Raw genomic sequence first — 25,523 nt, 5'->3', positions numbered from 1 at the left:
CACCCGTTTCGAGCGCCCGGGGGTAGGCGGGGTTGGTACGATCGCAACATGGTTTATCTGTCACGGGACTACATCGGGGAACTGGAAACAACCCAGGAACCCATTGCTGCCCCTGACCTGACGTCCTTGCCGAGCGACCCCAACGAGCTGTTCGCGGAATGGTTCGTGGAGGCCGTGGACGCGGGAATGCGCGACGTCAGCGCGACGTCAGTTGCGACCGTGGACGAAAACGGGCTCCCAGACGCCCGCATCATGGACATGCTCCACCTGGATGCAGACGGATTCCACTTCGGCACCGGCAAGAACACGGCCAAGGTCCAGCAGCTGGAGAACACCTGGGCGGCCGCGCTCACCTTCTGGTGGCAGCCGCTGAGGCGCTCCGTGCGCGTGAAAGGCACCGCTCACCGCAAGGTGGACGGGGAGCGGTTCAACCTGTGGTGCGTGTCGCCGGAACACTTCGAGTTCTTCTACTTGTGGGAAGACCGGCTCAAAACCGACAGGGTGATCTACCGGCGCGACGAGGTCGGCTACTGGGAGCGCGCCCGCATCATGGATAACTAATCATTCCAGGATTTCGTCCGTGCGAAGAAGCACGCGGCGACAGCGCCGACGGCGATGACTGCGCACGGTAGCCAGATCGAGTTGCCCATCGCCAGCGCGAACGGCTCGCGCAGCGCCTCCGGGAGCGGGCCAGACGTTTGACCTGCGGCGGCGAAATCACCGGCGCCCGCCCCGTCGCCAAGCGTTGCGGCCAGTTGCGAGGACATCATCGCCGCGATCGCCGCCGAGCCGATCACCGCACCGATCTGGCGGGTGGTGTTGTACACGCTGGAGCCGGCGCCGGCGAGGCGCGGGTCCAGATTGCGGGTGGCGATCATGGAAAGCGGCCCCCATATCAACGAGTTGGCCACGCCGTAGACTACGGCGACCGCGTACATCCAGCGGGGATCCACCGCCGGGGTGGTGATCAGCGCGGAGATCCCCATGGACACCGCCGCCAGGGACAGGCCGGTGATCGCGAAGGGCTTCGGGTCGTGCGTGTTGGTGAGTTTGCCAATCCAGGGCGACAGCAGTCCGGAGACCACACCCGACGGCAGCACCAGCAGCGCCGCCTGGGTCGGGGTAAAGCCCTGCACCGTCTGCACGTAGATCATCCACGGGATGATGTAGGTGGAAACAGCGAATCCGACGGTGGAGATGGTGGCACCGGCCAGGGAGAAGTTACGGTCATTGAATAGTGCCAGCGGCACTAGCGCGCTGCCGCCCTGCCGCGACTGCCAGCGGAAAAACAGCGCCATCGTCGTCGCGCCTGCGAGCACCAGCGCCCACACGCGCCAGTCCCAGTTGAAGTTCTCCGCCTCTTGTATGCCGAAGACCAGGCAGAACATGCTCACCGTGCTCAATGCAACGCCTACCCAGTCGAAGTGCCGGTTCGTCTTCTCCAGCCGCGGGACGTAGATCCACGCCAGCACCAGGCCGAGCACACCGACAGGGACGTTGACGAAAAAGATCCAGGGCCAACCGGAGGCGTCGACAAGCACACCGCCCAACAACGGACCGGTCACGGTGGCGAGACCCGCAGTAGCGCCCCACACGCCCATCGCGCCGCCGCGCTCCTTCGGGGAGAACGTGCGGATCATCACCGACATCGTCTGCGGGGTGACCATCGCACCACCCAGCCCCTGGAACGCGCGGGCCGCGATCAGCGCGGCCGTCGACGACGCTAACCCGCACGCCAGCGACGACGCGGTGAACAGCGCCAGGCCGATCAGGTAAATGGTGCGGGGGCCGAAGCGGTCGCCGAGGCGGCCGGTAATCAGCAGCGGCACCGCGTACGCCAAAAGGTACGCGGAGTTGACCCAGATGACCTCGTTGTAGGAGGCGTCCAGGCCTTCCGAGATCGCGGGGATCGCCACCGAAACGATGGTGGAATCCACCAGGATCATGAAAAAGCCCAACATCATCGACCACAGGGCCGGCCACGGTGAGCGAGTAGAGGTTTCCTGCATCGGGGAGATGATACTGGGCTTTACTGGGACCTACCGGAAGGCCTAGATCGGCAGCATCTGCTGGATCGGCTCAGGCAGCATGTCCCTGTACATCGGCAGCGTCACCGCCCCGATGACGCCGATGCCCGCGAGCACACCAAGGATGATGCCGACGGTGCGCAGAGTGTTCAGTGCGTCGTTGTCCTCGGAGGACATGAATAGCTCCGGCTTGTCGTTGACCAGGTTGTCTTCGGCTTCCATGTCCGGGGTGCCCACGGACTCCTGCTTGACCTCCGTGACCTCCGGCTCCTCGCGCACCTCGTCCGCGTCAATGCCGTAGACCTTGTCCAGCCCCTTCACGTTGAACTGGGTGGCGGTGTAGCGGCTGTTGTCGGACGTGTTCCACTGGGAGACCACAATGTCCATGTCGTCCAGGTGCGAGCCCGGCACGATGTAGCCGCCGTAGGGCTGCGACCAGTTCAGCGGAGTCTGCTTGTTGTCCCAGGACCCGTTGCGCGCGATCTTGACTGCGCGCACATCGTCCCAGTCGCGCTCCAACGTCTCGGAGATGCGCACTTCGACGTCGTGGTTGTCCTCGTTGAACATGACCAGGACCCAGTGGCCGTCGATGTAGCGCAGGCACATTTCGCCGGCCTTCACGCCCGACTCCAGAATCGGCTCGGCCTGGTCGGTCCAATCGTCAATCTGGGCGCTGTAGGCCTCCCAATTGCCCGGGCTGTCAATGTCTTCCGGTGTAAAGCGCCACAGGTACACCGGCGACTCGCGGCCGAACTTGGTGGTGGTGGCGTAGATGTAGCCGTCGGGGCCCTGGTCCCAGCTGATCAGCTGTGTCATGCCGCCCATGTGGTTGCCGCGGGTGGAGCTGATCTCCTCCCAGGTTGAGCCGCCGTTGTCGGACTTCCACACGTTGGAGGAGACCACGTTGCCGAAGGGGGCGTGGAAGGTGCCGTGCAGGTACAGCGTGCCGTCCACGTTGATCACGTCGGAGGGGATCAAGGTGCTGTCGTTGACGCGGTGGTACGAGATCATGTCGCTGACCTCGGAGGCGTTGTCGATGGGGCGGAGGATCTTGATAAAGCCGTCCTCGTCCATCGTGGCCACCACGCCGACCGGGCTCATCCACCCTTGGCCAAAGTTGCCGCGGAAGGAGTCGCCGAAGATCATCGCGAACTCGCCGTTGCCCATCGGCGCCATCGCGCCCAGGTCGCCGGTGCGGAACCCGGTGTGGGCGGAGTATTTGCCCAGCACGTCGTCCATGATCTGGATGGTGGTGCCGTTGGGAAGGCGCAGCGGCTTCGACGCGGTCTTCTTCGGCGGCTCCACGGGCACCCAGGGCTTTTTCTCGCGCTTCTTTTTCGCTGGGGTGCCGGAGGAGGAAGACAGGCTGGACAGGCTCGACTCCGCCTGGGCCTGGGGGACGGCCACTGTGGACAGTGCAAGGGCACTAGCCACACCAGCGCTGAGAAGGATCGTCGGTTTTGTCTGGGTGCGCATGAGGCTCGCCTTTTCTACAGATGTTGGTTAGACATTTCAGAACCAGAGAGCACTCTAGCACCTGAAACGCACCTCAGTCGGCGTTCGGAAAAGCCCGGAAACGAGCCTGTCGTTTCCGGGCTTTCACCTGCGCAGCTGCGCTGATAGTCGGTTCTAGACCGCGTCGGTTTCCTGCGGGTCGTTATCCGCGTCCGCCTTCGTCTCGTGGCGGGTGCCGGGGGCGTGCTCCGGCGGGGCGTAGATGGAGTACAGCTTTGCCGGCGCGTCGGATTCGTTGACAAAGTTGTGCCACTTGCCGGCCGGCACGAATGCGGCCCAGTCAGCCTTGATCACTTCGTCGATTTCCAGGTCGTCCTCGGATGGGCCGATCTGCGCGCGCAGCTCGCCTTCTTCGAGGCGGAGGAACTGGTCGTGGTCGTCGTGGATCTCGGCGCCGATTTCGCCGCCGACCGGGATGGTCATCACGGTCAGCTGCAGGTTCTTGCCGGTCCACAGGGTGTCGCGGAACGCCTCGTTGTCCAGCGTCGCCTTCTCAATGTCCACTACATGCGGGTTCGGGCCCTTGTCAGCCATCGTGCCTCCTCGGTTGTTGGAAGTGGTCCACACCTCAGCCTAGGGGCATTTGCTTATCGACGGTGGCGTCCGCCCCGCCGCCGCTTCCGATTTTTCCTCCTGAGCTGGACTTTCTCCACCTCAGTGAGGTATCCGTCGCGGGTGTTTTGCGCGGCCACGGCGGTTGGCTCCGGTCGCTTCGGGGATGCGGGTTCGGCGGGTTCGTCCACGCGGCCGAACATCTCCGTGGGGGCTGCGAGCTCCTCGGGGCGCGCGCCGCCGCCGAGGGAGACGTAGCGGGCGGTGTGCTTCGGCTTGACCTCGTCGCCCGGGTCGGTGGCGAAGTCGCGCTCCACGGTGACGGCCCAGCCGCCGCCGGGAAACTCGATGAGCTGCCACGGCTCCGGACGGCGCTGCGGCGCGGCATTCAATGCGGGGATCTGCTCGGTGCCCTCGTCTGGGCCGGCGGCGTCGAGCGCGGCCATGCCGTCTAAGACCACCGCGCGTGCCCATAGTCCGCCGTTGGGGAAGCCTGCCAACCACTCGAGCACAGCCTCGCCGTCAGGGCCAGCGATGGCGCCGAGGACGCGGCCGTCGAGGGTGGCAAGCGGCGTGCCGTCGATAGGCACAAGCCCCACGAACCACTGTCCGGGGGAGCGGGCTTCGAGCTCGGTGGCGGAGAACTCGCCGACGGATGTGTCGATGACCAGCATGTCGCCCGGCAGCAGCACCGCGGCCTGTTCGGGCGCGTTGTTGCGTGGCACCGCGAGCTGCGGCTGCGGCAGGACCACGTGGACGTCGAAACGCCCCGTGTCTTTGTTGAGGCTGACCGCGGCCACCGTGGCGGGCTGCAGAAACGACGAGTGGACGCGCTCCAGCTCGTCAAAGTATGAGCGCCACTCGGGCGCGACCTCGCCCAGCACCGGCCCAGGCAGTTCGCCGCCGCTGCGGCGGCGCACGCGCCACGAGCGGTTCAGCGGGTTCGCCTCCAACACCACATCGACGTACGTGGTGCCTCTGCGGCCCGCGAAGTCGGAGAAGAGGGCGGCCTGCGAGACGTGGTCCACCGGGACTTCCACGCCGGCACCCCACGTCGACGGGGCGAGGGAATACTGCTTGGCTGCCATGGAGGGAATTGTAGGCAGGCGCTAACGCACCTTCTTCACCAGCTTCACCGCGCCCAGCACAATGAATCCGACAACCAGGCCGGCCACCAGGGAAACGCTGGTGTCCACCAGCCAGCCCAGCGCGCCGCCGCCGACGGCCTCCTGGCCCATCGCGATGACGTCGTGCGGCCAGTGCCAGCCGAAGACCGCGTCGAAACCGCGGATGAGCAGGTGGCCGCCCACCCACAGCATCGCCACGGTGCCGATGATGCCGATCGCGTTGAGCACGTACGGCATGCTCTTGACCAGCGCACGGCCAGTCTTTTCGGCGTTGCCGCGCTTGATCATGCCGTGGCCGATGTCGTCGATCTTGACCAGCAGCGCAACGGCGCCGTAGACCGCGATGGTGATGAAGATGGCTACCGCGACCAACACGGCGGCTTCCATCCACACGGGCTGGTCCTTGACCTCGTCGAGGGAGATGAACATGATCTCCGTGGACAGAATCAGGTCCGTGCGGATCGCGCTTTTGACCAGGGCGTCTTCGTCCTGGTCGGACTTGTTGGCGGCCTGCTCGGCTTCCGCGTCGGCGTCGGACGACAGCTTGTGCGCAATCTTCTCCGCGCCCTCGAACGCGAGGTAGGTGCCGCCGAGCATGAGGATCGGGGTCAGCGCCCACGGCGCAAACGCGTTGAGCAGCAGTGCGACCGGCAGGATGAAGACCAGTTTGTTGCGCAGCGAGCCCTTGGTGATGCGCCAGATCATCGGCAGCTCGCGTGCCGGCGTCACGCCTTCGAGGTACTGCGGGGTCACCGCGGCATCGTCGATGACAACGCCGGCGGCCTTCGAAGAAGTCTTTGCGGTCATGCCGGCGACGTCGTCGATGCTTGCGGCGGCTTGGCGGGCGATCAGGGCGACGTCGTCGAGCAGGGCGAGTAGGCCACCGGCCATGTGGGGGTTCTCCTCGGGAGGTGGGGAAAGTAACTCGGCCAGTATACGGAAACAGGTGTAACCGGCCTTGCGGGGTGGGGTAAGGATTGCCTAACCTCTGTTAGGGTGGTGTCATGCAGACATCCCAGGCCATCGTGAAAACAGCCCGTCCCGAGCGCTACGCCAAACAGCTCGCTTCCCACTTCAGCAGGAAAGTTGAGGCGTCGTGGGACGACACCGCACGCGAAGGCGCGATTGTCTTCCGCGCGCAAGACGGAGCAGGGGAGAGCACTCGGTGCAGCCTCGCTGCGGTAGAGGGGGAGCTGCACATGCGTATCGACGGCACCGCCGACGCGGTCGAGCGCGTCGAACGTGTAGTAGGCACGCACCTCGTGCGCTTCGGTGCCCGGGACGGGCTCGCCGTGCAGTGGCAGCGCGGTGACGGACCGGGGCAAAGCTTCGCGGTCTCCGAGCCGGAAGCGCCGAATCGATGATGTAGCATCATTTCGACAACTGAATGCCCCACACGGGTGCTGCCGCGACACAGCGGCGGCTGAGATACCGAAACGATTCGGTGAACCGTTGCACCTGATCCGGGTAATGCCGGCGATAGGAAGGAAGATTCGCACATGACTGTGCCCGCAAACTCTGCAGCGCCGAAGAAGAACTCCTGGCGCGTTGTAGACATCGTCACCGCCGCCGTCCTGGGCGTGGCCTGCGGCCTGCTGTTCTGGGTGTGGAACAGTATCGGCTACGCCGGCTTCAAGGCGCTGGACACCCTCACTCCGGGCCTGGGCGGCCTTGCCGTGGGCATCTGGCTCATCGGAGGCGTGCTGGGTGGCCTGATCATCCGCAAGCCGGGCGCCGCACTGTTCGTCGAGGTTGTCGCCGCCTCCGTCTCCGCGGTGCTGGGCAGCCAGTGGGGCCCGGAGACGCTGTACTCGGGGCTTGCGCAGGGCCTGGGCGCGGAGCTTGTGTTCCTTGTGTTCGCCTACCGCCGCTTCAACCTGTCCGTGGCGGCGCTGGCCGGCATCGGCGCGGGCATCGGCGCGTTCATCTTGGAGCTGTTCACCTCCGCCAACCTGGCCATGAGCCTGCAGTTCAATTTGATCTACCTGACCTGCTTGATCATCTCCGGCGCTGTCCTCGCCGGCGTGCTGGCGTACTACCTGGTCAAGGCGCTGGCGCAGACCGGCGCGCTGGACCGCTTCGGCGCCGGCCGCGAGCGCTTCAACACAGCCGCGTAAATGTCGCTGGCCATCTCGGCGCGGGGGCTTTCCTACCAGCACGCGACGCGTCCGCAACCCGCGTTTTCCAACGTCGACCTCGACGTCGCGCGCGGCGAGAGGGTGCTTATTACCGGCGATTCGGGCTCGGGGAAGTCCACGCTGCTTGCGGTCATCGCCAAGCTTATCGACGACTCCGAGGACGGCAGCCGCACCGGCACCCTGAACGTGGACGGGACTGTCGGCATGGTGCTGCAGGACCCGGAGGCGCAGACCATCCTGTCGCGGGTGGGCGACGACGTCGCCTTCGGCGCCGAGAACCTCGGCGTACCCCGCGAGGAAATATGGCCGCGTGTGCAGCGCGCCCTCGACGCCGTGGGCCTCGACATCCCTCTGGACCACCGCACCGCGCACTTGTCTGGCGGTCAGAAGCAGCGCCTGGCTTTGGCGGGCGTGATCGCGATGGGGGCGGACATCCTCATCCTGGACGAGCCCACCGCTAACTTAGACCCGCGCGGGCGCGACGAGGTCATCGCCGCGGTGGACCGCGTCTGTCAGCGCACCGGCGCCACCTTGATCGTGGTGGAGCACCGCCCGAAGCACTGGGCGCACGTGGTTCAGACCTACTACCGACTGGACCAAACGGGCCTTTCCCGCATCAGCGCCGACGAGCTGCCGGACGCTCCGGCCTTGCCGCCGGCGAAGAAGGTGCCACGGGGAGTGCCTGCGGCCGTCGCAACGCAGGAGGTGCTCACGCGTTTCGGCCCGCCGCGCACCATGCACGCGCCGGAGGGGTATTCCACCGTTATTACCGGCGAGAACGGCTCCGGCAAGACCACGCTGGTGCAAGTGTTGGCGGGCTTGACCCCGCCGGAAAAGGGCGAGGTCCAGTACTCGGAGACGATCCGGCAGGGGCTGACCTCCCCGTCAATCAAGTGGTCGTCGAGGGATCTGGCCAGCCGCATCGGGTACGTGTTCCAGGAGCCGGAGCACCAGTTCGTCACCGCCACCGTGCGCGAGGAGATGGCGCTGTCCGGCGCGCCGCAGGAGCGTATCGACGACCTGTTGCACCGCCTGCGCCTGGAGCACCTGGTGGACGCGAACCCGTTCACTCTCTCCGGCGGTGAGAAGCGGCGCCTGTCGGTGGCTACCGCGCTGGTCAACGCCCCGCAGTTACTCATCCTGGACGAGCCCACGTTCGGCCAGGACGACCGCACCTTCGTCGAGCTCGTCGGCCTGATCCGCGAGCTGACGGAGCAGGGCGTGACCGTAATGTCCATCACCCACGACGAGGCGTTCATCGCTTCGCTGGGCGACCACGTCGAGCGCGTCCTCGCACGCTCGGACGCGGAGGAGGGCCGATGAACCTGCTGCGCGGCATCAACCCCGTCACCCGCATCCTCGGCCTGGTGCTTCTGACCACGCCGCTGATGTTCACCATCGACTGGGTCTCCGCCACCTTCGTGCTCGCGTTCACGCTGCTCATGGTGCCCGTGTGCGGGCTGGGCTACGGCCGCTTCTTCAAACGCGCGCTGCCGATCCTGCTCATCGCGCCACTGGCGGGCATCCCCATGGCGCTCTACGGCCAGGCGGGCGGGGACACCTACCTCGAGTGGGGGCTTGTGCACGTCACCGAGCTGTCGGTGTCGTTGGCGTGGGCCGTGATCTTGCGCGTGCTCGCGATCGCCCTGCCAGTGGTGCTGCTGTCTGCGGACGTGGACCCCACCGACCTCGGCGACGGGCTCGCGCAGGTGCTGCACCTGCCGGAACGCTTCGTCATCGGCACCGTCGCAGCGCTTCGCATGCTCACCCTGCTTCGCGACGACCTCGACGCCATGCGCCGCTCCCGCCGCGCACGCGGAATCGCTGACCAGGGCAAAATCAAGTACTGGTTCTCGCTGTCGTTTGGCCTGCTGGTGATGTCGCTGCGCCGCGCCGGCAAGCTCGCCACCGCCATGGAAGCGCGCGGCTTTGGCGGGCCGAACAAGCGCTCCTGGGCGCGCGAATCCACGCTGCACTCCCGTGACTGGGCGGTCATGGCCGCCTGCCTCGCCGTCGCGCTCGCCGCGCTCGCGCTCGCGTGGGCGACCGGCTACCTTCGCCCGGTGTGGGCGGTGCGATGACGTACACCCTGCTTATCGACGGCCCCTCGGGCTCCGGCAAAACCACCCTCGCCAACCAAATCGGCGCCGCCCTCGGCATCCGGGTGGTGCACCTGGACGACTTCTACCCCGGCTGGGGCGGACTCGCCGAGGGCGCCCGGATGGTCGCCGACGACGTCCTCGACCCGGTGGCACCCGGCTTCTGGCGCTGGGACTGGAAGCAGGATAGACGCGCGGAATGGGTGCCGTTGGTGCCCGGCGCGGATCTCGTGGTGGAGGGGGTGGGGGCGGTCACGGAGGCGTCGATAAGCAAGGCGAAAGCGCGCGGGGACGTGGACACGCTGCGGGTTGTCGCGGACGCCGAAACCCGAAAAGCCCGGGCCCTGAAGCGGGACCCGGGCTACGCGCCCTGGTGGGACATGTGGGCCGAGCAGGAGAAGCTCCAGCCCGCAATCCCCGTGGACGTGGAGGTTAGGAGGGGGTGACCTCCTCCGGCTTGTACACCGTGCGCTCGCGCGCACGCTCCGCGTCCGGATCGGGGATCGGAATCGCCGACAACAACGCCTTGGTGTAGGGGTGCTGCGGGTTGTCGAAGACGTCGTCGGTTTCGCCGAACTCCACGAAGTCGCCCTTGTACATCACCGCCACGCGGTCCGATAGGTGGCGCACCACCGACAGGTCGTGGGCGACAAACAGGTAGGACAGGCCCAGCTTGCGCTTGAGCGAATCCAGCAGGTTGATCACGCCGGCCTGGATGGACACGTCGAGGGCGGAGACCGGCTCGTCCAACACGATCACCGACGGGTTGGTCGCCAACGCGCGGGCGAGGCCGATGCGCTGGCGCTGGCCGCCGGAGAAGTGGCCGGGGAAGCGGTCGATCTGCTTCGCGTCCAGGCCCACCGTGCGCATCAGTTCGGAGATGCGGGCGTCCTTGTCGCCCTCGTAGCCGAGGGCGTCCAGCGGCTCTTGGATGATCTCTTTCACAGTCATGCGCGGGTTGAGCGAGCTCATCGGGTCCTGGAAGACCATCTGGATGTTTTTGCGTGCCTCGCGGCGCTGCGCGGAGTTCATCTTCGCCGCGTCCTGGCCGCAGATGACAATGCGGGAATCCGCCTCCGGCTCGAGATTCATGATCTCCAGCAGCGTGGTGGTCTTGCCCGAGCCCGACTCGCCCACGATGGCCATGCACTCGCCGGCGCGCACGTCGAATGAGATGTTCTTCACGGCCTCCACGGTGCCGATGCGGCGCTTGACCAACGCGCCCTTTGTCAGCGGGAAGGCGCGGTAGAGGTTCTCCACCTCGAGGGTGACCTCGCGGTCCTCGCGCGGGATGCCCGCGTACTTGTTCTCCGGCAGCTTCGGGGCCGGGAAGAGTGGCTTGCCGTCGATTTTTCCCTCCATGATCTCATCGCGGCGGATGCAGGCGACCAGGTGTTCATCGTCGTCGCCCTTGTCCGGGACCAGGGCCGGCTCTTTGGCCAAGCACTCGTCTACGGCGATGGGGCAGCGGGGTGCGAACTGGCAGCGGTCGGCGACGTCGATGAGCATCGGCGGGTTGCCGTCGATGTACGTCAGCGGTTCGTTGGACGGCTGGTCCACGCGCGGGGTGGAACCCAACAAGCCCACGGAGTACGGCATCTTCGGGTTGCTGAAGAGCTCGTGCACCTCGGCGCGCTCCACCGGGCGGCCACCGTACATCACCAGCACGTCGTCCGCCGTGCCGGCGACAACACCCATGTCGTGGGTGATCATGATGCAGGCGGCGCCGGTTTCGCGCTGCGCCTTCTTAATCACTTCGAGGATCTGCGCCTGGATGGTCACGTCCAGAGCGGTGGTCGGCTCGTCGGCGATGAGCACCTTCGGGTTGTTCGCGATCGCAATCGCGATGACCACACGCTGGCGCATGCCGCCGGAGAACTCGTGCGGGAAGGAGCGCAGGCGCTTCTTCGGCTCCGGAATGCCCACCAGATCGAGCAGTTCCGCGGCGCGGTCCATCGCCTTGGACTTGGAGATGCTGTTGTGCGCCTGGATCGCCTCCACCAGCTGGGTGCCGATGTCGTAGACCGGCGTCAGCGCGGACAGCGGGTCCTGGAAGATCATGCCGATGCCGTTGCCGCGGATCTTAGACATTGCGTTATCGGACTTGCCCAGCAGCTCGTCGCCGGCGAACTTCACGGAGCCGGTGACGTTCGCGTACTCAGGCAGCAGCCCCATCACCGCAAGCGAGGTGACGGACTTGCCGGAGCCGGACTCACCCACGATGCCGAGAGTGCGGCCAGGGTAGAGGTCGAAGTCGACGCCGCGCACCGCCCGGACCACGCCCGCCTCCGAGGGGAAGGAGACGTTGAGGTCGCGCACCGAAAGCACCGGGTCGCCGGTAGGCGCCGGGGCCGCGCCGCCGAAGCCTGCGCTGCCGGGGTTGTGGATGCTGGTTGTCATGCTGCGGAACCTCCGGAGTTCGAGTTCGGGTCGAGCGCGTCACGCAGTCCGTCTGCGATAAACGCCATGGACACGGTGAGCAGGGTCAGGATCAGCGCCGGGAAGTAGAACTGCCACGGGGCGGTGATCAGCGTCGACGTGCCGGTTTGCAGCAGGGTGCCCAGGGACACGTCGGGAAGCTTCACGCCCAGGCCGAGGAAGGACAGCGCAGTCTCCGACATGATGGTGGAGACGATGCCCAGCATCAGCTGGATGATCAGCAGCGAGGCGACATTCGGGATCACGTGGCGCACGATCGTCTGCGGGCGGGAGACACCCATGAACTTCGCCGCGCGCACGTAGTCGTTTTCGCGGATGGACAGCGAAAGCGACCAGATCACACGCGCCGAGTACATCCAGCCGAACGCGATGAGCACGACGGTGAGCACCTTCCAGTCGCCGCCCGAGCCGGAGACCAGCAGGGCGATGATGAGGAAGGTCGGCACGGCCAGCAGGAAGTGGATGACGGCCAAAACGACCTTTTCCACACTGCCGCCGTAGAGTGCTGCGCCCGCGCCGACGATCGCCGAGATGATGGTGGTGGCAATCGAGGCCGGAACCGCAATCGTCAGCGAGCGGCCCAGGCCGTGGACCACTTGGGCGAACAGGTCGTTGCCGGAGTCCGTCGTGCCGAACCAGTGCTCTGATGACGGCGGCACCGACAGGTTCAAAAAGTCCGGATCCTGGTAGTTCCACGGGGTGAGGAACTTGCCAAAAATAGCGAGCAAGACCAGCAGGAAGAAGATAATCAGGCCCACAACCGCGGCCTTGTTACGCATGAAGCGGCGGAAGTAGATCTTCGACTTCCTCGTCGCCCGCATCGTCTGCTGGTCGTCGACGCTGTTGCCCTGCTTCGGGATGGGCGGGGGAGTGTCGCGCTCCTCGCTCATCACGCCGTCGGCCTGGCGGCCAGTCTCGGAGATGGCGGTGAGGTCGTTCAGCGGCATGTTCGCGTGCATGCCCAGGCTGGTGGAGCTGTGTGCGCGGGGGTCTTTCAGTTTGCGGGATACGCCGCGGGAGGTGTTCGGTGCCATGATCGGTGCTCCTTAGCTCACGCGCACGCGCGGGTCGAGGGCAACGACGATGAGGTCCGCCAGGATGGCGGAGACAGCCGTCATGGCGGCGCCGAACGCGGCCACGACGACGACCCCGTGGACGTCGTTACGCGCAATTGTCTGGATGAAGTACTGGCCCATGCCTTGCCAGGCGAAGATGCGCTCCGTCATCACGGCGCCGGTGAAGATGCCGGGCACGGAGAACGCCACGGAGGTGGCCACCGGGATCAGCGAGGTGCGCAGCGCGTGACGACGCACCGCCTTCGACTTGGTCAACCCCTTCGCGCGGGCGGTGCGCACGTAGTCCGCGTTCAGGTTGTCCAGCAGCAGTGTGCGCTGCATGAAGTGGTAGCCGGCGTACGAGATGATCAACAGCGACAGGGTAGGCAGCACGAGGTGCTGCGCGTAGTCCACCATCTTCGCGCCGAATCCCTCGACACCCGGGCTGGAAGCACCGGTGACGTAGAAGACGCGCTTGCCGGTCCACTCGTTGACTTTGAGGCCGAACCAGACCACGGCGATCGACGCCACAACCACGTGGATGTTCATGGTGATAATCGAGATGCCCTGCCACATGCGGTCGGCGCGCTTGTACTGGCGCGAAGCTGTGTACACGCCGAGGGCCACGCCGAGAAGGATGGACAAAAGAGTGGCAAACAGCGTCAGCTGGGCGGAGACCCAGATGCGGTAGGAGACCTGCTCGTTGACCGAGTCTCCGAGCGGGGACTTGCCCCAGTCCCAGCTCGTGAGAATGCCGGTGAGCCAGGTCCACCAGCGTTCGATGAGCGGGGTGTTCGGGCTCAAGTTCAACGGCTCGAGCAGGGCGTCGATCTGGTCTTCGGGCAAAGGTGGGCGGCGGCCGAAGTAATTGGCTCGCGGGTCGAGGAAAAAGCTAGCGAGGAAGTAGGTCAGGTTGGTGGCCAAGAAAACGATCAGGCCCCAACTCAGCGTCTTCCTGAGCAGGTATCGAAACATGTGCGCTCTCGGTTCCGGTGTCAGCGGGTGTGCAGGAGGTTTTCGGCGATGCAAGTGCGGAAGCCCGCCCAGTGCTCACGCTGGGCGGGCTCACACTCATCTCGGGTGTTTCACCAGGTAGAAGGTGGGGAAAGTTACTTCGCCCAGCCCACGTTCTCGATCGGCAGGACCGCGAAGGACGCGGCGCCGTAGTTGGCCAGGCCCTTCTTCACGGCCACGATCTCGGGGCCGTTCGCGTACGGCATGATGCCGAACTGCTGCAGGGCTTCCTTCTCCAGCTCGTTGGCGCGCTTGATCTGCTCTTCAGCTTCCGGGATCTGCTGCAGCTCTTCGATCTGCTTGTCCATCTCCGGCGTGCCGGTGCCGGACTTGTTCAGCTCGGAATCGGATGCGTAGATCTGGCCGAAGTAGGCGACACCGAACGGGTCGGAGGAGCTGAAGCCGGACATGAACAGGTCGAAGTCGCGCTCAGCGGTGACCTTGGAGAAGTCGGAGCTCGGACGCTCCTCAACCTGGACGTCGATGCCGATGTTGCGCAGCATCGCCTGCAGGGCGGAGGTGGTGGCCTGCACCATCGGGGAGTCGCCGAGGGTGACGTAGCGGACGGACAGCGGGTTCGCCTCGTCGTAGCCGGCCTCCTTCAGCAGCTCCTTGGCCTTTTCCGGGTCGTACTGGACAGCCTCGCCGAAGTTGTCCTCGTAGCCGTCCTGGGTCTGGAAGAGGTTAAACGAGCCCGGCAGGTCCTCGGTGTAGCCCAGGCCCTGGAAGCGGATCGCGGCGAGCTGTTCGCGGTCGATGCCGCGCATGATCGCTTCGCGCACCTTGATGTCTTCCAGGCCCGGTGCGGTGGAGTTGATGGTCATCAGGAAGGTGGACGGACGCAGTGCCGTGCGGATCTCCACTGCGTCGCCCATTTCCTTCGCGGTGGCCAGGCGGTCGCGGGTGCCAACGGCGGTGGCGTCGAGCTCACCTGCGCGGAAGGCGTTCAGGGATGCCTGGTCCTCCATCTGGCGGTAGGTGATCTTGTCCAGCTTCGGCTTCTCGCCCCACCAGTTCTCGTTGGGCACGAAGGATGCTGTGCCGCCTTCAAAGTCGACGTTTTCCACCTTGAACGGGCCTGCGCCCCACTCGGGGTGGACCTGCTTGAGGTAGGCGTTCATGAAGGTGTCGGCATCCTTGACCTGCGGCGGGACCAGGGAGTCGAAGAGGCCCTCCCACCACGGGTACGCCTGCTTGAAGGTGATCACTGCCTGCTTGTCGTCTGCGCCGCGCTCAACGGATTCGATCAGCTCGTAGCCGTCGGTGGAGTTGACCTGCACCTCCGGGTTGGAGCCGTTGTTGAACTTCCAGGTGTTTTCGTAGGCGGTCCAATCGATCGGGGTGCCGTCGTTGTAGTTGGCCTCCGGGTTGATGGTGTAGGTGACCACGGTCTTGCCGTCGACGGTCTCGTCCTTGACGTCGGTGAGGTACGCCGGGTTCGGGTGGTAGGTGCCGTCACCGTCGAAAAGCGAAAGCACCGGATTGTACTTCGTCCACAGCGAACGGGTGTACAGGTTCATGTTTGCGTGGAACAGGTTTTGCTGCTCGGCGATCTCGGTGATCGCGAGGGTGAGCTCGCCGCCGTCCTGGATCTGGTCGCGCTCCAGCGGGTTGTAGTCGCCCGCGGCGTTGACTTCGAGCTTTTCGCCGTTGTCGCCGGAGGACTCGGCCTGAGTGTTTGCTGTGTCCTGGCCGCCACCTGCGGCTGTGCCCTCGGAGTTTCCGTCCGAGGAGCAGGAGGCGAGGACGAGGGAGATGGAGGAGAGGCCGGCGAGAGCCGCGACACGGAGGCGTTTGCTCATGGTCAGTTCCTTTCGTAGGTCGTCCGTCCGCAGATTGCTTTGCGACGGTTGCCCAAGGCGGGCAATGGTGCCGGTGGAATTTCCGGCGGCCCCTGCACACGGTTCGTACAGCACCCTTCGGTAAACACGACGTGAATCAGGTTGAACACAACCTACCGTACTTGTCACCTAGTTCACATTGTTTTGGGGAAGTATTTTGCGTTTTATGCCCAGTGGTTTTCCAGCAAACCCGAATGATCTGACAAAACGGCACGTCAATCTGTGTAGGTGACACATGTCGTGGAAGCTGCCAAACTATAGAAAATGTGAATGGTATTCATGGAATGTAAAAACCCCACCCGCTGGGGAAGCGGGTGGGGTGAACGGGAGGTTAATTACCCGACCGGGGTCAGCTCCACATTGTCGGCCCACGTCAGCTCGATACCTTGGGCGCGCAGCCACTCCATCGCGTCGTCGCCGTGGCGCGTGATGCCTTCAACGGCGGTCAGCGTGACGTCGATAGCCTTCTCGGCGTCCTCGGCGGTGATGTAGCCGGCGGAGGTGGCGGCGGCGAGCTCGTCGATGTCCAGCACGTCGATCGGGTTGCCGGTTAGTGACACCAGGTCCACGTACAGGTCGCGGGTGCGCCACACCTCACCGTCGACGTCGATGTCGGCGATATCGAAGTAGAAGTCATGCTCGTACCCGGCGCCTTCGCGCCAGTGGAAGATGTTTGCCCGCAGCCCAAGCTCCGGCAGCAGCCAGCTCTCCAGGTAGCCGAACTCCGGGTGGTCGGCGCCGCGGCCCATGTACAGGCCGAAGTCGGTGACGCGGAACGTGTCCACCTCTCGCAAGAACCCTTTTGGGTCGGTGTTGATGTTCGCTGCGGTGTCGAACGTCTCCTGCTTCACGGGGTGCAGATCGGCGGCCATGGGTTACCTCACGTCTATAGATGCGGCGGTCGGTGCAAAGGGGCAGCGCTTGTCGACGGTGCGCACACTCCCGTCAACGACTGCCAGAACCCGCCCGGAGCCCGTGTCCGCGGTCGCGGACAAGGTGGCCGGTCCTGTTGGGTTAATCCCGTTATTGCCCAACGGCGTTACGCCGGTGCGGAAATTGCCCAGGTTGATCCAATACACCTTCATGCCGTCCTGCTCTTTCGCTGCCGCCGGGGTGCCGAGTGCGGTGAAGACGAAGGTGGTCTGGCCCGCCTTTGCTCCTGGGGCGGGCGACTCGGCCGGGCCGGGTACCGCGATCGCGGAAGCGGTGGAGTGGAGGCCGTCGCCGATGCAGTTGCCGGAGACGGTGGGCCAGTAGAACTGGGTGAACCGTGGGGCGTTCGCAGGCAGTGGCGGGCCGCCGATCTCGTCGCCACCCGCGTAGAACTGCACCGCGGTGCGCAGCGCGTTGCCCACCTTTTGCGGGACGTGAGGCTGATCTGCGAACGCGTTGACGCGCGCGACGGTCTCGGGCGTCGGCCGGCCCAGCGGGTCGAGGAACGAGGACTGCGCAGAGGCAGTTTGCTTAGCGACGCCTCCGGTCACCAGCAAACCGGCAGCGCACACCGCCGCAACGACGGTCCTGGAGAGTGAAAGATAGTTGTGCACTTGCGCCACATTAGTCACATCCGTAACAACGTCAAGCGGAACTGGGATATTACTGTGGGAACCGTGCGCGCGCATCGCCCCGGTTTGCTGGCGGGATAATGCGATTCAGTGCAGGCGGGAGTATCGTTTAGGCGTTATTTCCGCCAACGCAAAGGATCTATCTCTGTGTCGCACCCTGAATTTCGCAACGTAGCCATCGTCGCCCACGTCGACCACGGTAAAACCACCCTGGTCAACGCCATGCTGGAACAATCCGGCGTGTTCGGTGACCACGGCGAACACGGCGACCGCGTGATGGACTCCGGCGAGCTCGAGTCCGAGCGCGGCATCACCATCCTGGCCAAGAACACCGCCATCCGCCGCGCCGGCAAGGGCAAGGACGGCGCGGACCTAGTCATCAACGTCATTGACACCCCGGGCCACGCCGACTTCGGCGGCGAGGTCGAGCGCGGCCTGTCCATGGTCGACGGCGTTGTCTTGCTTATCGACGCATCCGAAGGCCCGCTGCCGCAAACCCGCTTCGTGCTCGGCAAGGCACTCGAAGCCAAGAAGCCGGTCATCATCTGCGTGAACAAGACCGACCGCCCGGACGCCCGCATCGACGAGGTCGTCGAAGAAGCCCAGGACCTGCTCCTCGAGCTCGGCGCCGGCCTGGAGGACCCGGAAGCCGCAGAGGCCGCCGAGAACCTGCTCGAGCTGCCGGTGCTCTACACGTCCGGTCGCGCCGGCCGCGCCTCCCTGGAAAACCCGGGCAACGGCAACCTGCCGGACAACGAGGACCTGCAGCCGCTGTTCGACGTCATCTACGACGTGCTGCCGGAGCCGTCCGCAGAGATCGACGCGCCGTTCCAGGCGCAGGTGACCAACCTTGACTCTTCCTCCTTCCTGGGCCGTATCGGCCTGATCCGCGTGTTCAAGGGCTCCGTGAAGAAGGGCCAGACCGTCGCCTGGGTCCACTACGATTCCGAGGGCAACCAGCAGGTCAAAAACGTCAAGATCGCGGAGCTTCTGGTCACCGAGGGCCTGGACCGCGTACCGGCCACCGACGACGTGGTTGCAGGCGACATCGCCGCCGTCTCCGGCGTCGAGGACATCATGATCGGCGACACCCTCTGCGATCCGGAAAACGTCGAGCCGCTGCCGCGCATTGCCATCGACGACCCGGCGATCTCCATGACCATCGGCGTGAACACCTCCCCGATGGCCGGCCGCAACGGCGGTGACAAGCTCACCGCCCGCATGGTCAAGGCCCGCCTGGACCAGGAGCTGATCGGTAACGTCTCCATCAAGGTGCTGCCCACCGAGCGTCCTGACGCATGGGAGGTGCAGGGCCGCGGCGAGATGGCCCTGACCGTGCTCATCGAGACCATGCGCCGCGAAGGCTTCGAGCTGACCGTGGGCAAGCCGCAGGTGGTGACCAAGGAGGTCGACGGCAAGACCTACGAGCCGTACGACCACATGATCATCGACGTGCCCGCCGAGCACCAGGGCGCCGTCACCCAGCTGATGGCCAGCCGCAAGGGTCAGATGACCTCGATGGGCAACGCCGGCTCCGGCGACTGGGTGCGCATGGAGTTCGACGTGCCGTCGCGAGGCCTGATCGGCTTCCGCACCACCTTCCTCACCGAGACCCGCGGCGCCGGCATCGCTAACTCGTACTCCATCGAGCACCGCCCGTGGGCCGGCGAGATCAAGGGCCGACCGACCGGCTCCCTGGTCGCCGACCGCTCCGGCCAGGTCACCGCCTACGCTCTGCAGCAGCTGGCAGACCGCGGCGACTTCTTCGTCGAGCCGGGCGCGGACGCCTACGAAGGCATGGTCGTCGGCGCGAACTCCCGCGACGAGGACATGGACATCAACATCACCAAGGAAAAGAAGCTGACCAACATGCGCTCCGCCACCGCGGACGCCACCGTCACGCTGCAGAAGGCCCGCACCCTCTCGCTGGACGAGGCCATCGAGTTCTGCGACGACGACGAGTGCGTCGAGGTCGCCCCGGAGGCGATGCGCGTGCGCAAGATCATCCTCAACGCCACCGAGCGCGGCCGCGCCCGCTCCCGCGCGAAGCAGAAGAACAGCTAGCCTGTTCTTCCATGCACCTAAGTAGAACGCGCCGCCCAGCCACCCGTGCTGCGGCGGCGTTTTCCGTGCTCTGCCTCGTGGCGTCGTGCGCGGCCAACCCCGGCCCGCCGCCGCTGGTGGAACCGGAGGACCACCCAGATGCCGTCTCCGAGCGAGACGCCGAGAACGGCGACTCAGACAGCGCTAACGGCGCAAACAACGCCGAGGAGCAGGACACCAACCAGGAACCCGCCAATGGACGTCCGCAGGCGCAGATCGGCGTCGACCCCGTACGCGCGGGGTTCAACCCGCACCTGGTCGGCGACGAGTCCGCCGTGGTGCGCGGCATCGCCGACCTTGTCCTGCCCAGCGCATTCCAGGCAGACGGCACCAAGGACCCGAACCTGCTCGTCGGGGCGTCGGTGCTGCCGACGTCCCCGGCCGCGTTCACAGTCCGCTACGTCATCGCCCCGAACGCGCAGTGGTCCGACGGCACCCCGATCACCGGCTCGGATTTCCTCTACTTGTGGCGCGGAATGACACACACCGCCGGTGTGGTGGACCCGGCCGCATACCGGGCAGTGTCGAATGTGCGCGTCGGCGGGCCCGGCGGCAAGGTCGTGGACGTGGATTTCGCCCAGCCGGTGGGGGACTGGCGTGTGCTGTTCCGCCACCTTTTGCCGTCGCATCTGCTTGCCGCCGACGCCGCCGATTTCGCGTACGCGTTGCGCAATACCGTCCCGGCCTCCGCCGGCCGCTACCTCGTGCGCAGCGTGGACCGCGCACACGGCACCGTCACGCTGAACCGCAACGACAGGTTCTGGGGCCCTGACCCTGCGCCGATTGACATCCTCACTCTCTCCGCGGCGCGCGACACCACCCAGGTGGCGGACCAGCTGCGCAGTGGCCAGCTCGCGTTCGTGGACATGGTCCCGCAGGACACCACCGCGGATGTCCTCGGGTTGATCCCGGACGTGGACACCCGCACGTTCCCGGGCACCCGCACCCTCGGCGTGACGCTTTCCGCCACCAGCGGGCTTTCGCCGCAGGCGCGTGCCGAGGTGCGTTCGCTTATCGACGTCCCCCTGCTCGCCCACATCGCCGCCCGCCGCAGCACCAACGTGGACGCCGCCGCACCGAACGAGCCTGGCTCGCTGGCGCTGCTGCACGCCCTCGCCGCGGACGGCAAAGTGTTGCGGGTCGCCGCCGATGCCGCGGATCCGGCCGCCACCGCCGCCGCGCGTTCGCTTGTCGACGTTTTGAACAACGCCGGTGTGCCCGCCCGCATCGTGGCCAACGAGCTGCCCGCCATTGCCGCGCGCAGCCTCCCATCCGGCGAGGTGGACGTCGTGGTGCATTGGCGCAACGACGGCGATTCCGCGGAGACTCCCGCCAGCACCCTCGCTGGCCGCATCGCCTGCCCGCCGGAGAACGGCCGCGCCGGAAACCTCGCGGGTTTCTGTACAGCTGCCGGTGACGAGCTTGCCGCCGCCATCCTCGCTGGAGAGGTCCCGCCCGACATCGCCGCCGACCGCGTCGCGGCGGTCGAGCACCGGGAAGCACTCTGGGTGCCCCTTCTGCGAGAAACCCGTCTGGCTGCCACCGCTGGCGGGGTGCGCGCCGCAGGCACGCAGCCTGGGCAGTGGCCCGGCGGGCTGTCGTCTGCGGGCGCGTGGAAACTGGCCGATACAGTGAAGCGGCGAACAAAGATTCAGGAGGTTCCATGACTGTTCGAGACCTTTCCGGCTACCGCGTTGTGGCCGTGCACGCCCACCCAGACGATGAGGCGATCACCACCGCCGGCGCACTCGCGGACCTGTCCGCCCGCGGCGCGGACGTGCTGGTGGTCACCTGCACCCTCGGGGAAGAAGGCGAGGTCATCGGCGAGCCCTACCAGTACCTGGTCGCGGACGAGGCGGACCAGCTCGGCGGCTTCCGTATCCAGGAGCTGCAGCGTTCCCTGGACGCGATCGGCGCGCGCGGGCAGTTCCTCGGCGGCGCCGGTTTCTTCCGCGACTCCGGCATGGCGGGATCGCCCGCGAGTAAGAATCCGCGGGCGTTTGTGAATTCGGGGGACGTGGCCGTCGAGAAGCTTGCTGCCATCTTCGAAGCGGAAAAGCCGCACCTGGTGCTCACCTACGGCCCCGACGGCGGCTACGGGCACCCGGACCACATCCGCGCCCACGAGATCACGCATGCCGCCGCCGAGCGCGTGGAGGTGCCGCGCATTTTATGGGCGGTGCGCCTGGCCGAGGAGACCGCCGCACTCATGCCCGCCGAAGCACCCGCGGGCTGGCGCCTGCCCGACGACGGCGAGCTCGACGGCGTGGAATCCTCCGACGTCCGCGTCGAGCTCAACAACGCTGCCTACAGCGCCAAGGTCGAGGCGATGCGCGCGCACGCCACCCAGCTGTGGATCGCGGACGGGCGCACCACCGACGTCAACCCCCACGCCGCGCTCGCCGCCGGCCCGGTGGTGTACTACGCGCTGTCCAACCTGATCATCCAGCCGATCCAGCGCGTCGAGCACTACCAGTTGGGCGCGGGGCTTCCGCTTGACGACGGTGCTTCGCTGCTCACCGGGATCGCGCGATGACACGACCCGCAGTGCGCGACGACTTCTCCCGGGGCGAGGCGATCGCCGGACTGGTGTGGCTCAGCGTCGGCGCGCTGGTCTCGCTCGTGCTGGAGGTGGTCTACCTCAACTGGATCTGGGTGGTTGTGGCGCTGCTGTTCAACGCGGTGCTGACGAAAACGGCACGACTGTGGTCGGACACCTGGGCGCTCGCGCCGCTGAGCGTGTGGGGATGCGCGTTTTTCATTTCACTGGCCGTTCTCCCGCCAACCGGCTGGTCCTTGGTGCTATTCGTTGCCGGAATAGCGGGTGGCGTTTGGCCCATGCTTCGGCGGAAGTGACATACTGTTTGCCATGACTTACGTGATTGCTCAACCGTGCGTCGATGTCATGGACCGCGGCTGCGTTGAAGAGTGCCCCGTCGACTGCATCTACGAGGGCAAGCGCATGCTCTACATCCACCCCGACGAGTGCGTCGACTGCGGCGCCTGCGAGCCGGCATGCCCGGTCGAGGCCATTTTCTACGAGGACGACACTCCCGACGAGTGGAGCGAATACTACGACGCCAACGTCGGCTTCTTCGACGAGCTCGGCTCCCCGGGCGGCGCCGCCAAGACCGGCCCGCAGGACTTCGACCACCCGTTCGTGGCCGCCCTGCCGCCGCAGAACCAGGACTAGGCCCTTGGCTCGCACTCCACTCGGATCGCGGCTGCCGGACTTTCCCTGGGACACCATCGCGGACGTGCGCGAGCGCGCCGCCGCGCACGAAGGCGGGCTGATCGACCTATCTGTCGGTGGCCCCGTCGACCCGGTCGCGCCGTCGATCCAGCTCGCGCTGACCGAGGCCGCCGCAGCACCCGGCTACCCGCAGACCGCCGGCACGCCCGAACTGCGCGCCACGATCGTCTCCTCGCTCGAGCGTCGCTTCGGTATCGCCGGGCTGAATGACAAGTCCGTGCTGCCCGTGATCGGCCTGAAGGAGGCCGTGGCGTGGCTGCCCACGCTGCTGGGCCTGCGCGGCGCGAAGGTGGTCATCCCGGAGGTCGCGTACCCCACCTACGAGGTCGGCGCGTTCATGGCCGACTGCGACGTCGTGCGTTGCGACGACCCCGCGGCCGCACCCCGCGACGCTGCGCTTGTCTTCGTCAACTCCCCGTCGAACCCGACCGGCGGAGTGCTCTCGGTAGAGCAGCTGCGCGCCTGGGTGGATTTCTCCCGCGACACGGGCGCGATCATCGCCTCCGACGAGTGCTACCTCTATCTCGGCTGGTCCGCCGAGCCGGTGTCCATCCTGCACCCGTCCGTCACCGGCGGCGACAACACCGGGCTGCTCGCCCTGCACTCGCTGTCGAAGACATCCAACCTGGCGTCGTACCGCGCCGGCACCATCTCCGGCGACGAAGCACTCGTGCAGGAACTGCTGCTGGTGCGCAAGCACTCCGGCCTCATCGTGCCTGGCCCCATCCAGGCGGCCATGGTCGCAGCGCTCGGCGACGACATGCACGAGGAAATGCAGCGCTCCACTTACGCGATGCGCCGCGTCAAACTCATGAAGGCGCTGCCGGAGGCGGGCTTTACTATCGACGACTCTGATGCCGGGTTGTACCTTTGGTGCCGTCGAGAAGCAATGAGCTCCCGCGAAACCCTGGACTGGCTCGCAGACCGCGGCATCCTCGCAGCCCCCGGCCACTTCTACGGGCCCGCTGGCGCGAACCACGTGCGCATCTCTCTGACCGCCACAGACGAACGCATCGCTGAAGCCGCCAAGCGCCTGGTTTCTTAACTTCGACCTCCCGGGACTACACTTACGTAAGTTTTGCGTACTTTTACGAGGAGGTTGTCCGTGACGCACGAGCACGCCGCCGCACCAGCCGGCGGGAGCACCGCGGTGCGATTCGTTGCCGGGCTGCGCCAATTCCTGCGCTTCGGCATCGTCGGCGGCTCCGGCGTGCTGGTCAACTTCATCGTGTTCTACCTGGCCAACAAAGCCCTGGAGAACGGCCTTGACCTCCACGCCAACGACGTGGTCATGCAACTCGGCGCCACTCGCTGGAACGTGCGCTGGTACCACATCATGTCCACGCTCGCGTTCGTGCTGGCGAACACCTGGAACTACCAGCTCAACCGGTCCTGGACGTTCCGGGGCGTGCACGGGCGCTCCTGGCTGCGCGGGTTCTTCCCGTTCCTAGCCACCGGCGCGCTCGCATTCGTGGTGTCGCTGACGTGCATGACGCTGTTGATGAACCCGACCACGCCCATCGGCCTGCCGGACCACATCTTCGACGACTCTTCCGGGCTGCGCACCAAGTCCTACTGGGCGCAGGCTATTTCGACGTTCATAGCCATGCCGGTGAACTTCATCATCAACAAATTCTGGACCTTCGGAAAGCCAAAATCGGCCGTCTAGCTGGGGATTGTGAATTTCACAGGAAAAGTTATCCACATTTTCGCCGGGGTCTAGATTTGGGGCTTGCGCGGTCATAGCTTGTCTGCCATGACACCATTCCAAGAGTTTCTGAACACACAACCGACGATCCGCGTGCTTGAAGGCTTTGACAAGCGCGCCGCCATCGCCGCCGGCGTGATACCGAACCTGGCCAGCAAGTGGGAAGCGATCCACACGGTCTACTTTGGCCCCACGAGGTGGACCAAACACCAACTGTTGCGACCGGCTAGTTGGTAGCGGTGTGGTGACTTTCGGGTAGCGGTTCAGTGGGTATCCGGTAGCGGGGTTGGCGGTGGCGGGTGATGCTTTCGGGTGGTTGCGCCACAGGGGTGTAGCCGGTTACCGGAAGGAGTCCGCTGATGACGGATTACCGGGCGGTGATGAAGCTGCTTGTGCAGCAGCGTTCGTACCGCCAGATTGAACAACAGCTCGGGTGCTCGCACCGCACGATTTCCCGGTCGAACCAGGTGCTTCGATCCCTTGGGATTCGCACCGTCGACCAGGTTTTGGCGCTGACGGATGATGAGCTCGACGAGTTATTCGTAGATGGGCGCAGCACCGGCCAGGGCGAGTTTGTCCCCATCGATTTCGATGCGGTGGTCAAAGCCCGCACGGGGCGTCACAAGCAGACACTGCAAGTGCTGTGGGCACGCTACACCACCACTCCAGCTTTACCGGGCCAGCTTCATTACAGCTACGACCGGTTTCGCCAGCTGGTGGCGTCGCATGTCGATGCGGCTGGTTTGACCGCACGCATCACCCACACTCCGGGGCACACGATGCAGGTGGATTGGGCAGGCACCAAGATGCGCCTGTTCGACCCTGACGGCGCACCGGGGGTGAAGGTCAGCGTGTTTGTCGCCTCAATGCCGTATTCAGGGATGATTTTTGCCCTCGCATGTCCGGATGAGCGCCAGCATTCCTGGCTTGATGCCCACCACCACGCGTTCGCCTACTTCGGGGGCGTGCCTGAGGTTGTGGTGCCGGATAATGCCTCGACTGCGTCGAACGCGATCAGCGCGGCGGATCGAAACCGCAAGGTCAACGACACCTACGAGGAGGGTGTCCGATTCTTTGTGTGCGGGGG

26 protein-coding genes and 1 riboswitch are annotated in these 25,523 nt (G+C 65.8%); of the genes, 15 read left to right on the top strand and 11 right to left on the bottom strand.

The features are described 5' to 3' along the window. Nucleotides 1–48 precede the first annotated feature (48 nt). Nucleotides 49–561 carry a pyridoxamine 5'-phosphate oxidase family protein gene (locus HMPREF2791_RS09175; protein ID WP_070475055.1) on the top strand — a complete coding sequence of 171 codons (513 nt, stop codon included), beginning with the start codon at nucleotides 49–51 and terminating at the stop codon, nucleotides 559–561. Here the strand turns inward: HMPREF2791_RS09175 and HMPREF2791_RS09170 are convergent. From HMPREF2791_RS09170 to HMPREF2791_RS09150, 5 genes are all read right to left on the bottom strand, one after another. Further along, complete coding sequence (locus HMPREF2791_RS09170; protein WP_246825495.1) at nucleotides 558–2,009, bottom strand: DHA2 family efflux MFS transporter permease subunit; 1,452 nt, start codon at nucleotides 2,007–2,009, stop codon at nucleotides 558–560. The genes HMPREF2791_RS09175 and HMPREF2791_RS09170 overlap by 4 nt on opposite strands. Before the next feature lie 42 nt (nucleotides 2,010–2,051). Then, nucleotides 2,052–3,503: a DUF4185 domain-containing protein gene (locus HMPREF2791_RS09165; protein WP_070475057.1), complete on the bottom strand. Its 1,452-nt coding sequence runs from the start codon at nucleotides 3,501–3,503 to the stop codon at nucleotides 2,052–2,054. Between the two features lie 153 nt (nucleotides 3,504–3,656). Beyond that, complete coding sequence (locus HMPREF2791_RS09160) at nucleotides 3,657–4,076, bottom strand: cupin domain-containing protein (RefSeq protein ID WP_070475058.1); 420 nt, start codon at nucleotides 4,074–4,076, stop codon at nucleotides 3,657–3,659. Between the two features lie 53 nt (nucleotides 4,077–4,129). Beyond that, nucleotides 4,130–5,182 carry a hypothetical protein gene (locus HMPREF2791_RS09155; protein ID WP_070845102.1) on the bottom strand — a complete coding sequence of 351 codons (1,053 nt, stop codon included), beginning with the start codon at nucleotides 5,180–5,182 and terminating at the stop codon, nucleotides 4,130–4,132. A 21-nt stretch (nucleotides 5,183–5,203) separates the two neighbouring features. Beyond that, on the bottom strand, nucleotides 5,204–6,112 hold the full coding sequence (locus HMPREF2791_RS09150) for a DUF808 domain-containing protein (RefSeq protein ID WP_070475060.1): 909 nt from the start codon (nucleotides 6,110–6,112) through the stop codon (nucleotides 5,204–5,206). Between the two features lie 113 nt (nucleotides 6,113–6,225). Here HMPREF2791_RS09150 and HMPREF2791_RS09145 point away from each other — a divergent pair, with 113 nt between their 5' ends. The 5 genes from HMPREF2791_RS09145 to HMPREF2791_RS09125 all read left to right on the top strand — a co-directional run bounded on the left by HMPREF2791_RS09145 (nucleotide 6,226) and on the right by HMPREF2791_RS09125 (nucleotide 9,904). Beyond that, on the top strand, nucleotides 6,226–6,585 hold the full coding sequence (locus tag HMPREF2791_RS09145) for a DUF2218 domain-containing protein (RefSeq protein WP_070475061.1): 360 nt from the start codon (nucleotides 6,226–6,228) through the stop codon (nucleotides 6,583–6,585). Nucleotides 6,586–6,607: 22 nt separating this feature from the next. Further along, nucleotides 6,608–6,724, top strand: a riboswitch (TPP riboswitch). After that, nucleotides 6,721–7,338, top strand: a complete 618-nt coding sequence (locus HMPREF2791_RS09140) for an ECF transporter S component (RefSeq protein WP_070475062.1) — start codon at nucleotides 6,721–6,723, stop codon at nucleotides 7,336–7,338. Its footprint overlaps the riboswitch before it by 4 nt. After that, nucleotides 7,339–8,682 (top strand): ABC transporter ATP-binding protein, encoded by a 1,344-nt coding sequence (locus HMPREF2791_RS09135; RefSeq protein WP_070845101.1) that lies wholly within the window; start codon nucleotides 7,339–7,341, stop codon nucleotides 8,680–8,682. Further along, on the top strand, nucleotides 8,679–9,440 hold the full coding sequence (locus HMPREF2791_RS09130) for an energy-coupling factor transporter transmembrane component T family protein (protein ID WP_070845100.1): 762 nt from the start codon (nucleotides 8,679–8,681) through the stop codon (nucleotides 9,438–9,440). Before HMPREF2791_RS09135 ends, HMPREF2791_RS09130 begins: the two co-directional genes overlap by 4 nt. Beyond that, entirely contained in the window at nucleotides 9,437–9,904 is a 468-nt protein-coding gene (locus tag HMPREF2791_RS09125; protein WP_070845099.1) for a nucleoside/nucleotide kinase family protein, read from the top strand. Before HMPREF2791_RS09130 ends, HMPREF2791_RS09125 begins: the two co-directional genes overlap by 4 nt. Here HMPREF2791_RS09125 and HMPREF2791_RS09120 read toward each other — a convergent pair. From HMPREF2791_RS09120 to HMPREF2791_RS09095, 6 genes are all read right to left on the bottom strand, one after another. Next, nucleotides 9,891–11,858 carry an ABC transporter ATP-binding protein gene (locus tag HMPREF2791_RS09120; RefSeq protein WP_070845098.1) on the bottom strand — a complete coding sequence of 656 codons (1,968 nt, stop codon included), beginning with the start codon at nucleotides 11,856–11,858 and terminating at the stop codon, nucleotides 9,891–9,893. The genes HMPREF2791_RS09125 and HMPREF2791_RS09120 overlap by 14 nt on opposite strands. Continuing rightward, on the bottom strand, nucleotides 11,855–12,856 hold the full coding sequence (locus tag HMPREF2791_RS09115; RefSeq protein ID WP_371335966.1) for an ABC transporter permease: 1,002 nt from the start codon (nucleotides 12,854–12,856) through the stop codon (nucleotides 11,855–11,857). Before HMPREF2791_RS09115 ends, HMPREF2791_RS09120 begins: the two co-directional genes overlap by 4 nt. 87 nt (nucleotides 12,857–12,943) lie before the next feature. Next, nucleotides 12,944–13,927, bottom strand: a complete 984-nt coding sequence (locus HMPREF2791_RS09110; RefSeq protein ID WP_070475067.1) for an ABC transporter permease — start codon at nucleotides 13,925–13,927, stop codon at nucleotides 12,944–12,946. Nucleotides 13,928–14,061: 134 nt separating this feature from the next. Beyond that, nucleotides 14,062–15,768 (bottom strand): ABC transporter family substrate-binding protein, encoded by a 1,707-nt coding sequence (locus tag HMPREF2791_RS09105; RefSeq protein ID WP_070845097.1) that lies wholly within the window; start codon nucleotides 15,766–15,768, stop codon nucleotides 14,062–14,064. Nucleotides 15,769–16,142: 374 nt separating this feature from the next. Beyond that, the gene (locus tag HMPREF2791_RS09100) at nucleotides 16,143–16,679 is read right to left on the bottom strand and encodes a ribonuclease FAU-1 family protein (RefSeq protein ID WP_070475069.1); all 537 of its coding nucleotides are present in this window, start codon (nucleotides 16,677–16,679) and stop codon (nucleotides 16,143–16,145) included. 3 nt (nucleotides 16,680–16,682) lie between these two features. Further along, nucleotides 16,683–17,354, bottom strand: a complete 672-nt coding sequence (locus tag HMPREF2791_RS09095; RefSeq protein WP_141764959.1) for an Rv1157c family protein — start codon at nucleotides 17,352–17,354, stop codon at nucleotides 16,683–16,685. Between the two features lie 165 nt (nucleotides 17,355–17,519). Here HMPREF2791_RS09095 and typA point away from each other — a divergent pair, with 165 nt between their 5' ends. The 9 genes from typA to HMPREF2791_RS09050 all read left to right on the top strand — a co-directional run. Beyond that, a complete protein-coding gene (typA, locus tag HMPREF2791_RS09090; RefSeq protein WP_070845095.1) occupies nucleotides 17,520–19,436 on the top strand; it encodes a translational GTPase TypA in 1,917 nt (638 codons plus the stop codon). Between the two features lie 11 nt (nucleotides 19,437–19,447). Next, entirely contained in the window at nucleotides 19,448–21,142 is a 1,695-nt protein-coding gene (locus tag HMPREF2791_RS09085; RefSeq protein ID WP_070845094.1) for an ABC transporter family substrate-binding protein, read from the top strand. Then, nucleotides 21,139–22,011: an N-acetyl-1-D-myo-inositol-2-amino-2-deoxy-alpha-D-glucopyranoside deacetylase gene (gene mshB / locus HMPREF2791_RS09080; RefSeq protein ID WP_070475073.1), complete on the top strand. Its 873-nt coding sequence runs from the start codon at nucleotides 21,139–21,141 to the stop codon at nucleotides 22,009–22,011. Before HMPREF2791_RS09085 ends, mshB begins: the two co-directional genes overlap by 4 nt. Beyond that, nucleotides 22,008–22,331 (top strand): hypothetical protein, encoded by a 324-nt coding sequence (locus HMPREF2791_RS09075; protein ID WP_070475074.1) that lies wholly within the window; start codon nucleotides 22,008–22,010, stop codon nucleotides 22,329–22,331. Before mshB ends, HMPREF2791_RS09075 begins: the two co-directional genes overlap by 4 nt. A gap of 13 nt (nucleotides 22,332–22,344) precedes the next feature. Next, nucleotides 22,345–22,668: a ferredoxin gene (fdxA, locus tag HMPREF2791_RS09070; protein WP_070421608.1), complete on the top strand. Its 324-nt coding sequence runs from the start codon at nucleotides 22,345–22,347 to the stop codon at nucleotides 22,666–22,668. 4 nt (nucleotides 22,669–22,672) lie between these two features. Next, nucleotides 22,673–23,773 carry a succinyldiaminopimelate transaminase gene (dapC, locus tag HMPREF2791_RS09065; protein ID WP_070845093.1) on the top strand — a complete coding sequence of 367 codons (1,101 nt, stop codon included), beginning with the start codon at nucleotides 22,673–22,675 and terminating at the stop codon, nucleotides 23,771–23,773. Between the two features lie 60 nt (nucleotides 23,774–23,833). Further along, nucleotides 23,834–24,397 (top strand): GtrA family protein, encoded by a 564-nt coding sequence (locus HMPREF2791_RS09060; protein WP_246825494.1) that lies wholly within the window; start codon nucleotides 23,834–23,836, stop codon nucleotides 24,395–24,397. 87 nt (nucleotides 24,398–24,484) lie between these two features. After that, nucleotides 24,485–24,673, top strand: coding sequence for a hypothetical protein (locus tag HMPREF2791_RS09055; RefSeq protein WP_070845092.1), 189 nt, complete (start codon nucleotides 24,485–24,487; stop codon nucleotides 24,671–24,673). A gap of 122 nt (nucleotides 24,674–24,795) precedes the next feature. Continuing rightward, nucleotides 24,796–25,523, top strand: a 728-nt coding sequence (locus HMPREF2791_RS09050; protein ID WP_141764958.1) for a DDE-type integrase/transposase/recombinase, incomplete at its 3' end; no start/stop codon positions are given.

The organism is Corynebacterium sp. HMSC034A01 (genome assembly GCF_001838175.1).
In the GTDB taxonomy this organism is placed as follows: domain Bacteria; phylum Actinomycetota; class Actinomycetes; order Mycobacteriales; family Mycobacteriaceae; genus Corynebacterium.
This window is presented reverse-complemented; position numbering and strand designations above follow the sequence as displayed.

Coding starts and splice junctions, on each gene's coding strand:
- HMPREF2791_RS09175 (WP_070475055.1), top strand. CDS start 49: ATGGTTTATCTGTCACGGGACTACATCGGGGAACTGGAAACAACCCAG.
- HMPREF2791_RS09170 (WP_246825495.1), bottom strand. CDS start 2,009: ATGCAGGAAACCTCTACTCGCTCACCGTGGCCGGCCCTGTGGTCGATG.
- HMPREF2791_RS09165 (WP_070475057.1), bottom strand. CDS start 3,503: ATGCGCACCCAGACAAAACCGACGATCCTTCTCAGCGCTGGTGTGGCT.
- HMPREF2791_RS09160 (WP_070475058.1), bottom strand. CDS start 4,076: ATGGCTGACAAGGGCCCGAACCCGCATGTAGTGGACATTGAGAAGGCG.
- HMPREF2791_RS09155 (WP_070845102.1), bottom strand. CDS start 5,182: ATGGCAGCCAAGCAGTATTCCCTCGCCCCGTCGACGTGGGGTGCCGGC.
- HMPREF2791_RS09150 (WP_070475060.1), bottom strand. CDS start 6,112: ATGGCCGGTGGCCTACTCGCCCTGCTCGACGACGTCGCCCTGATCGCC.
- HMPREF2791_RS09145 (WP_070475061.1), top strand. CDS start 6,226: ATGCAGACATCCCAGGCCATCGTGAAAACAGCCCGTCCCGAGCGCTAC.
- HMPREF2791_RS09140 (WP_070475062.1), top strand. CDS start 6,721: ATGACTGTGCCCGCAAACTCTGCAGCGCCGAAGAAGAACTCCTGGCGC.
- HMPREF2791_RS09135 (WP_070845101.1), top strand. CDS start 7,339: ATGTCGCTGGCCATCTCGGCGCGGGGGCTTTCCTACCAGCACGCGACG.
- HMPREF2791_RS09130 (WP_070845100.1), top strand. CDS start 8,679: ATGAACCTGCTGCGCGGCATCAACCCCGTCACCCGCATCCTCGGCCTG.
- HMPREF2791_RS09125 (WP_070845099.1), top strand. CDS start 9,437: ATGACGTACACCCTGCTTATCGACGGCCCCTCGGGCTCCGGCAAAACC.
- HMPREF2791_RS09120 (WP_070845098.1), bottom strand. CDS start 11,858: ATGACAACCAGCATCCACAACCCCGGCAGCGCAGGCTTCGGCGGCGCG.
- HMPREF2791_RS09115 (WP_371335966.1), bottom strand. CDS start 12,856: ATGCACGCGAACATGCCGCTGAACGACCTCACCGCCATCTCCGAGACT.
- HMPREF2791_RS09110 (WP_070475067.1), bottom strand. CDS start 13,927: ATGTTTCGATACCTGCTCAGGAAGACGCTGAGTTGGGGCCTGATCGTT.
- HMPREF2791_RS09105 (WP_070845097.1), bottom strand. CDS start 15,768: ATGAGCAAACGCCTCCGTGTCGCGGCTCTCGCCGGCCTCTCCTCCATC.
- HMPREF2791_RS09100 (WP_070475069.1), bottom strand. CDS start 16,679: ATGGCCGCCGATCTGCACCCCGTGAAGCAGGAGACGTTCGACACCGCA.
- HMPREF2791_RS09085 (WP_070845094.1), top strand. CDS start 19,448: ATGCACCTAAGTAGAACGCGCCGCCCAGCCACCCGTGCTGCGGCGGCG.
- mshB (WP_070475073.1), top strand. CDS start 21,139: ATGACTGTTCGAGACCTTTCCGGCTACCGCGTTGTGGCCGTGCACGCC.
- HMPREF2791_RS09075 (WP_070475074.1), top strand. CDS start 22,008: ATGACACGACCCGCAGTGCGCGACGACTTCTCCCGGGGCGAGGCGATC.
- fdxA (WP_070421608.1), top strand. CDS start 22,345: ATGACTTACGTGATTGCTCAACCGTGCGTCGATGTCATGGACCGCGGC.
- HMPREF2791_RS09055 (WP_070845092.1), top strand. CDS start 24,485: ATGACACCATTCCAAGAGTTTCTGAACACACAACCGACGATCCGCGTG.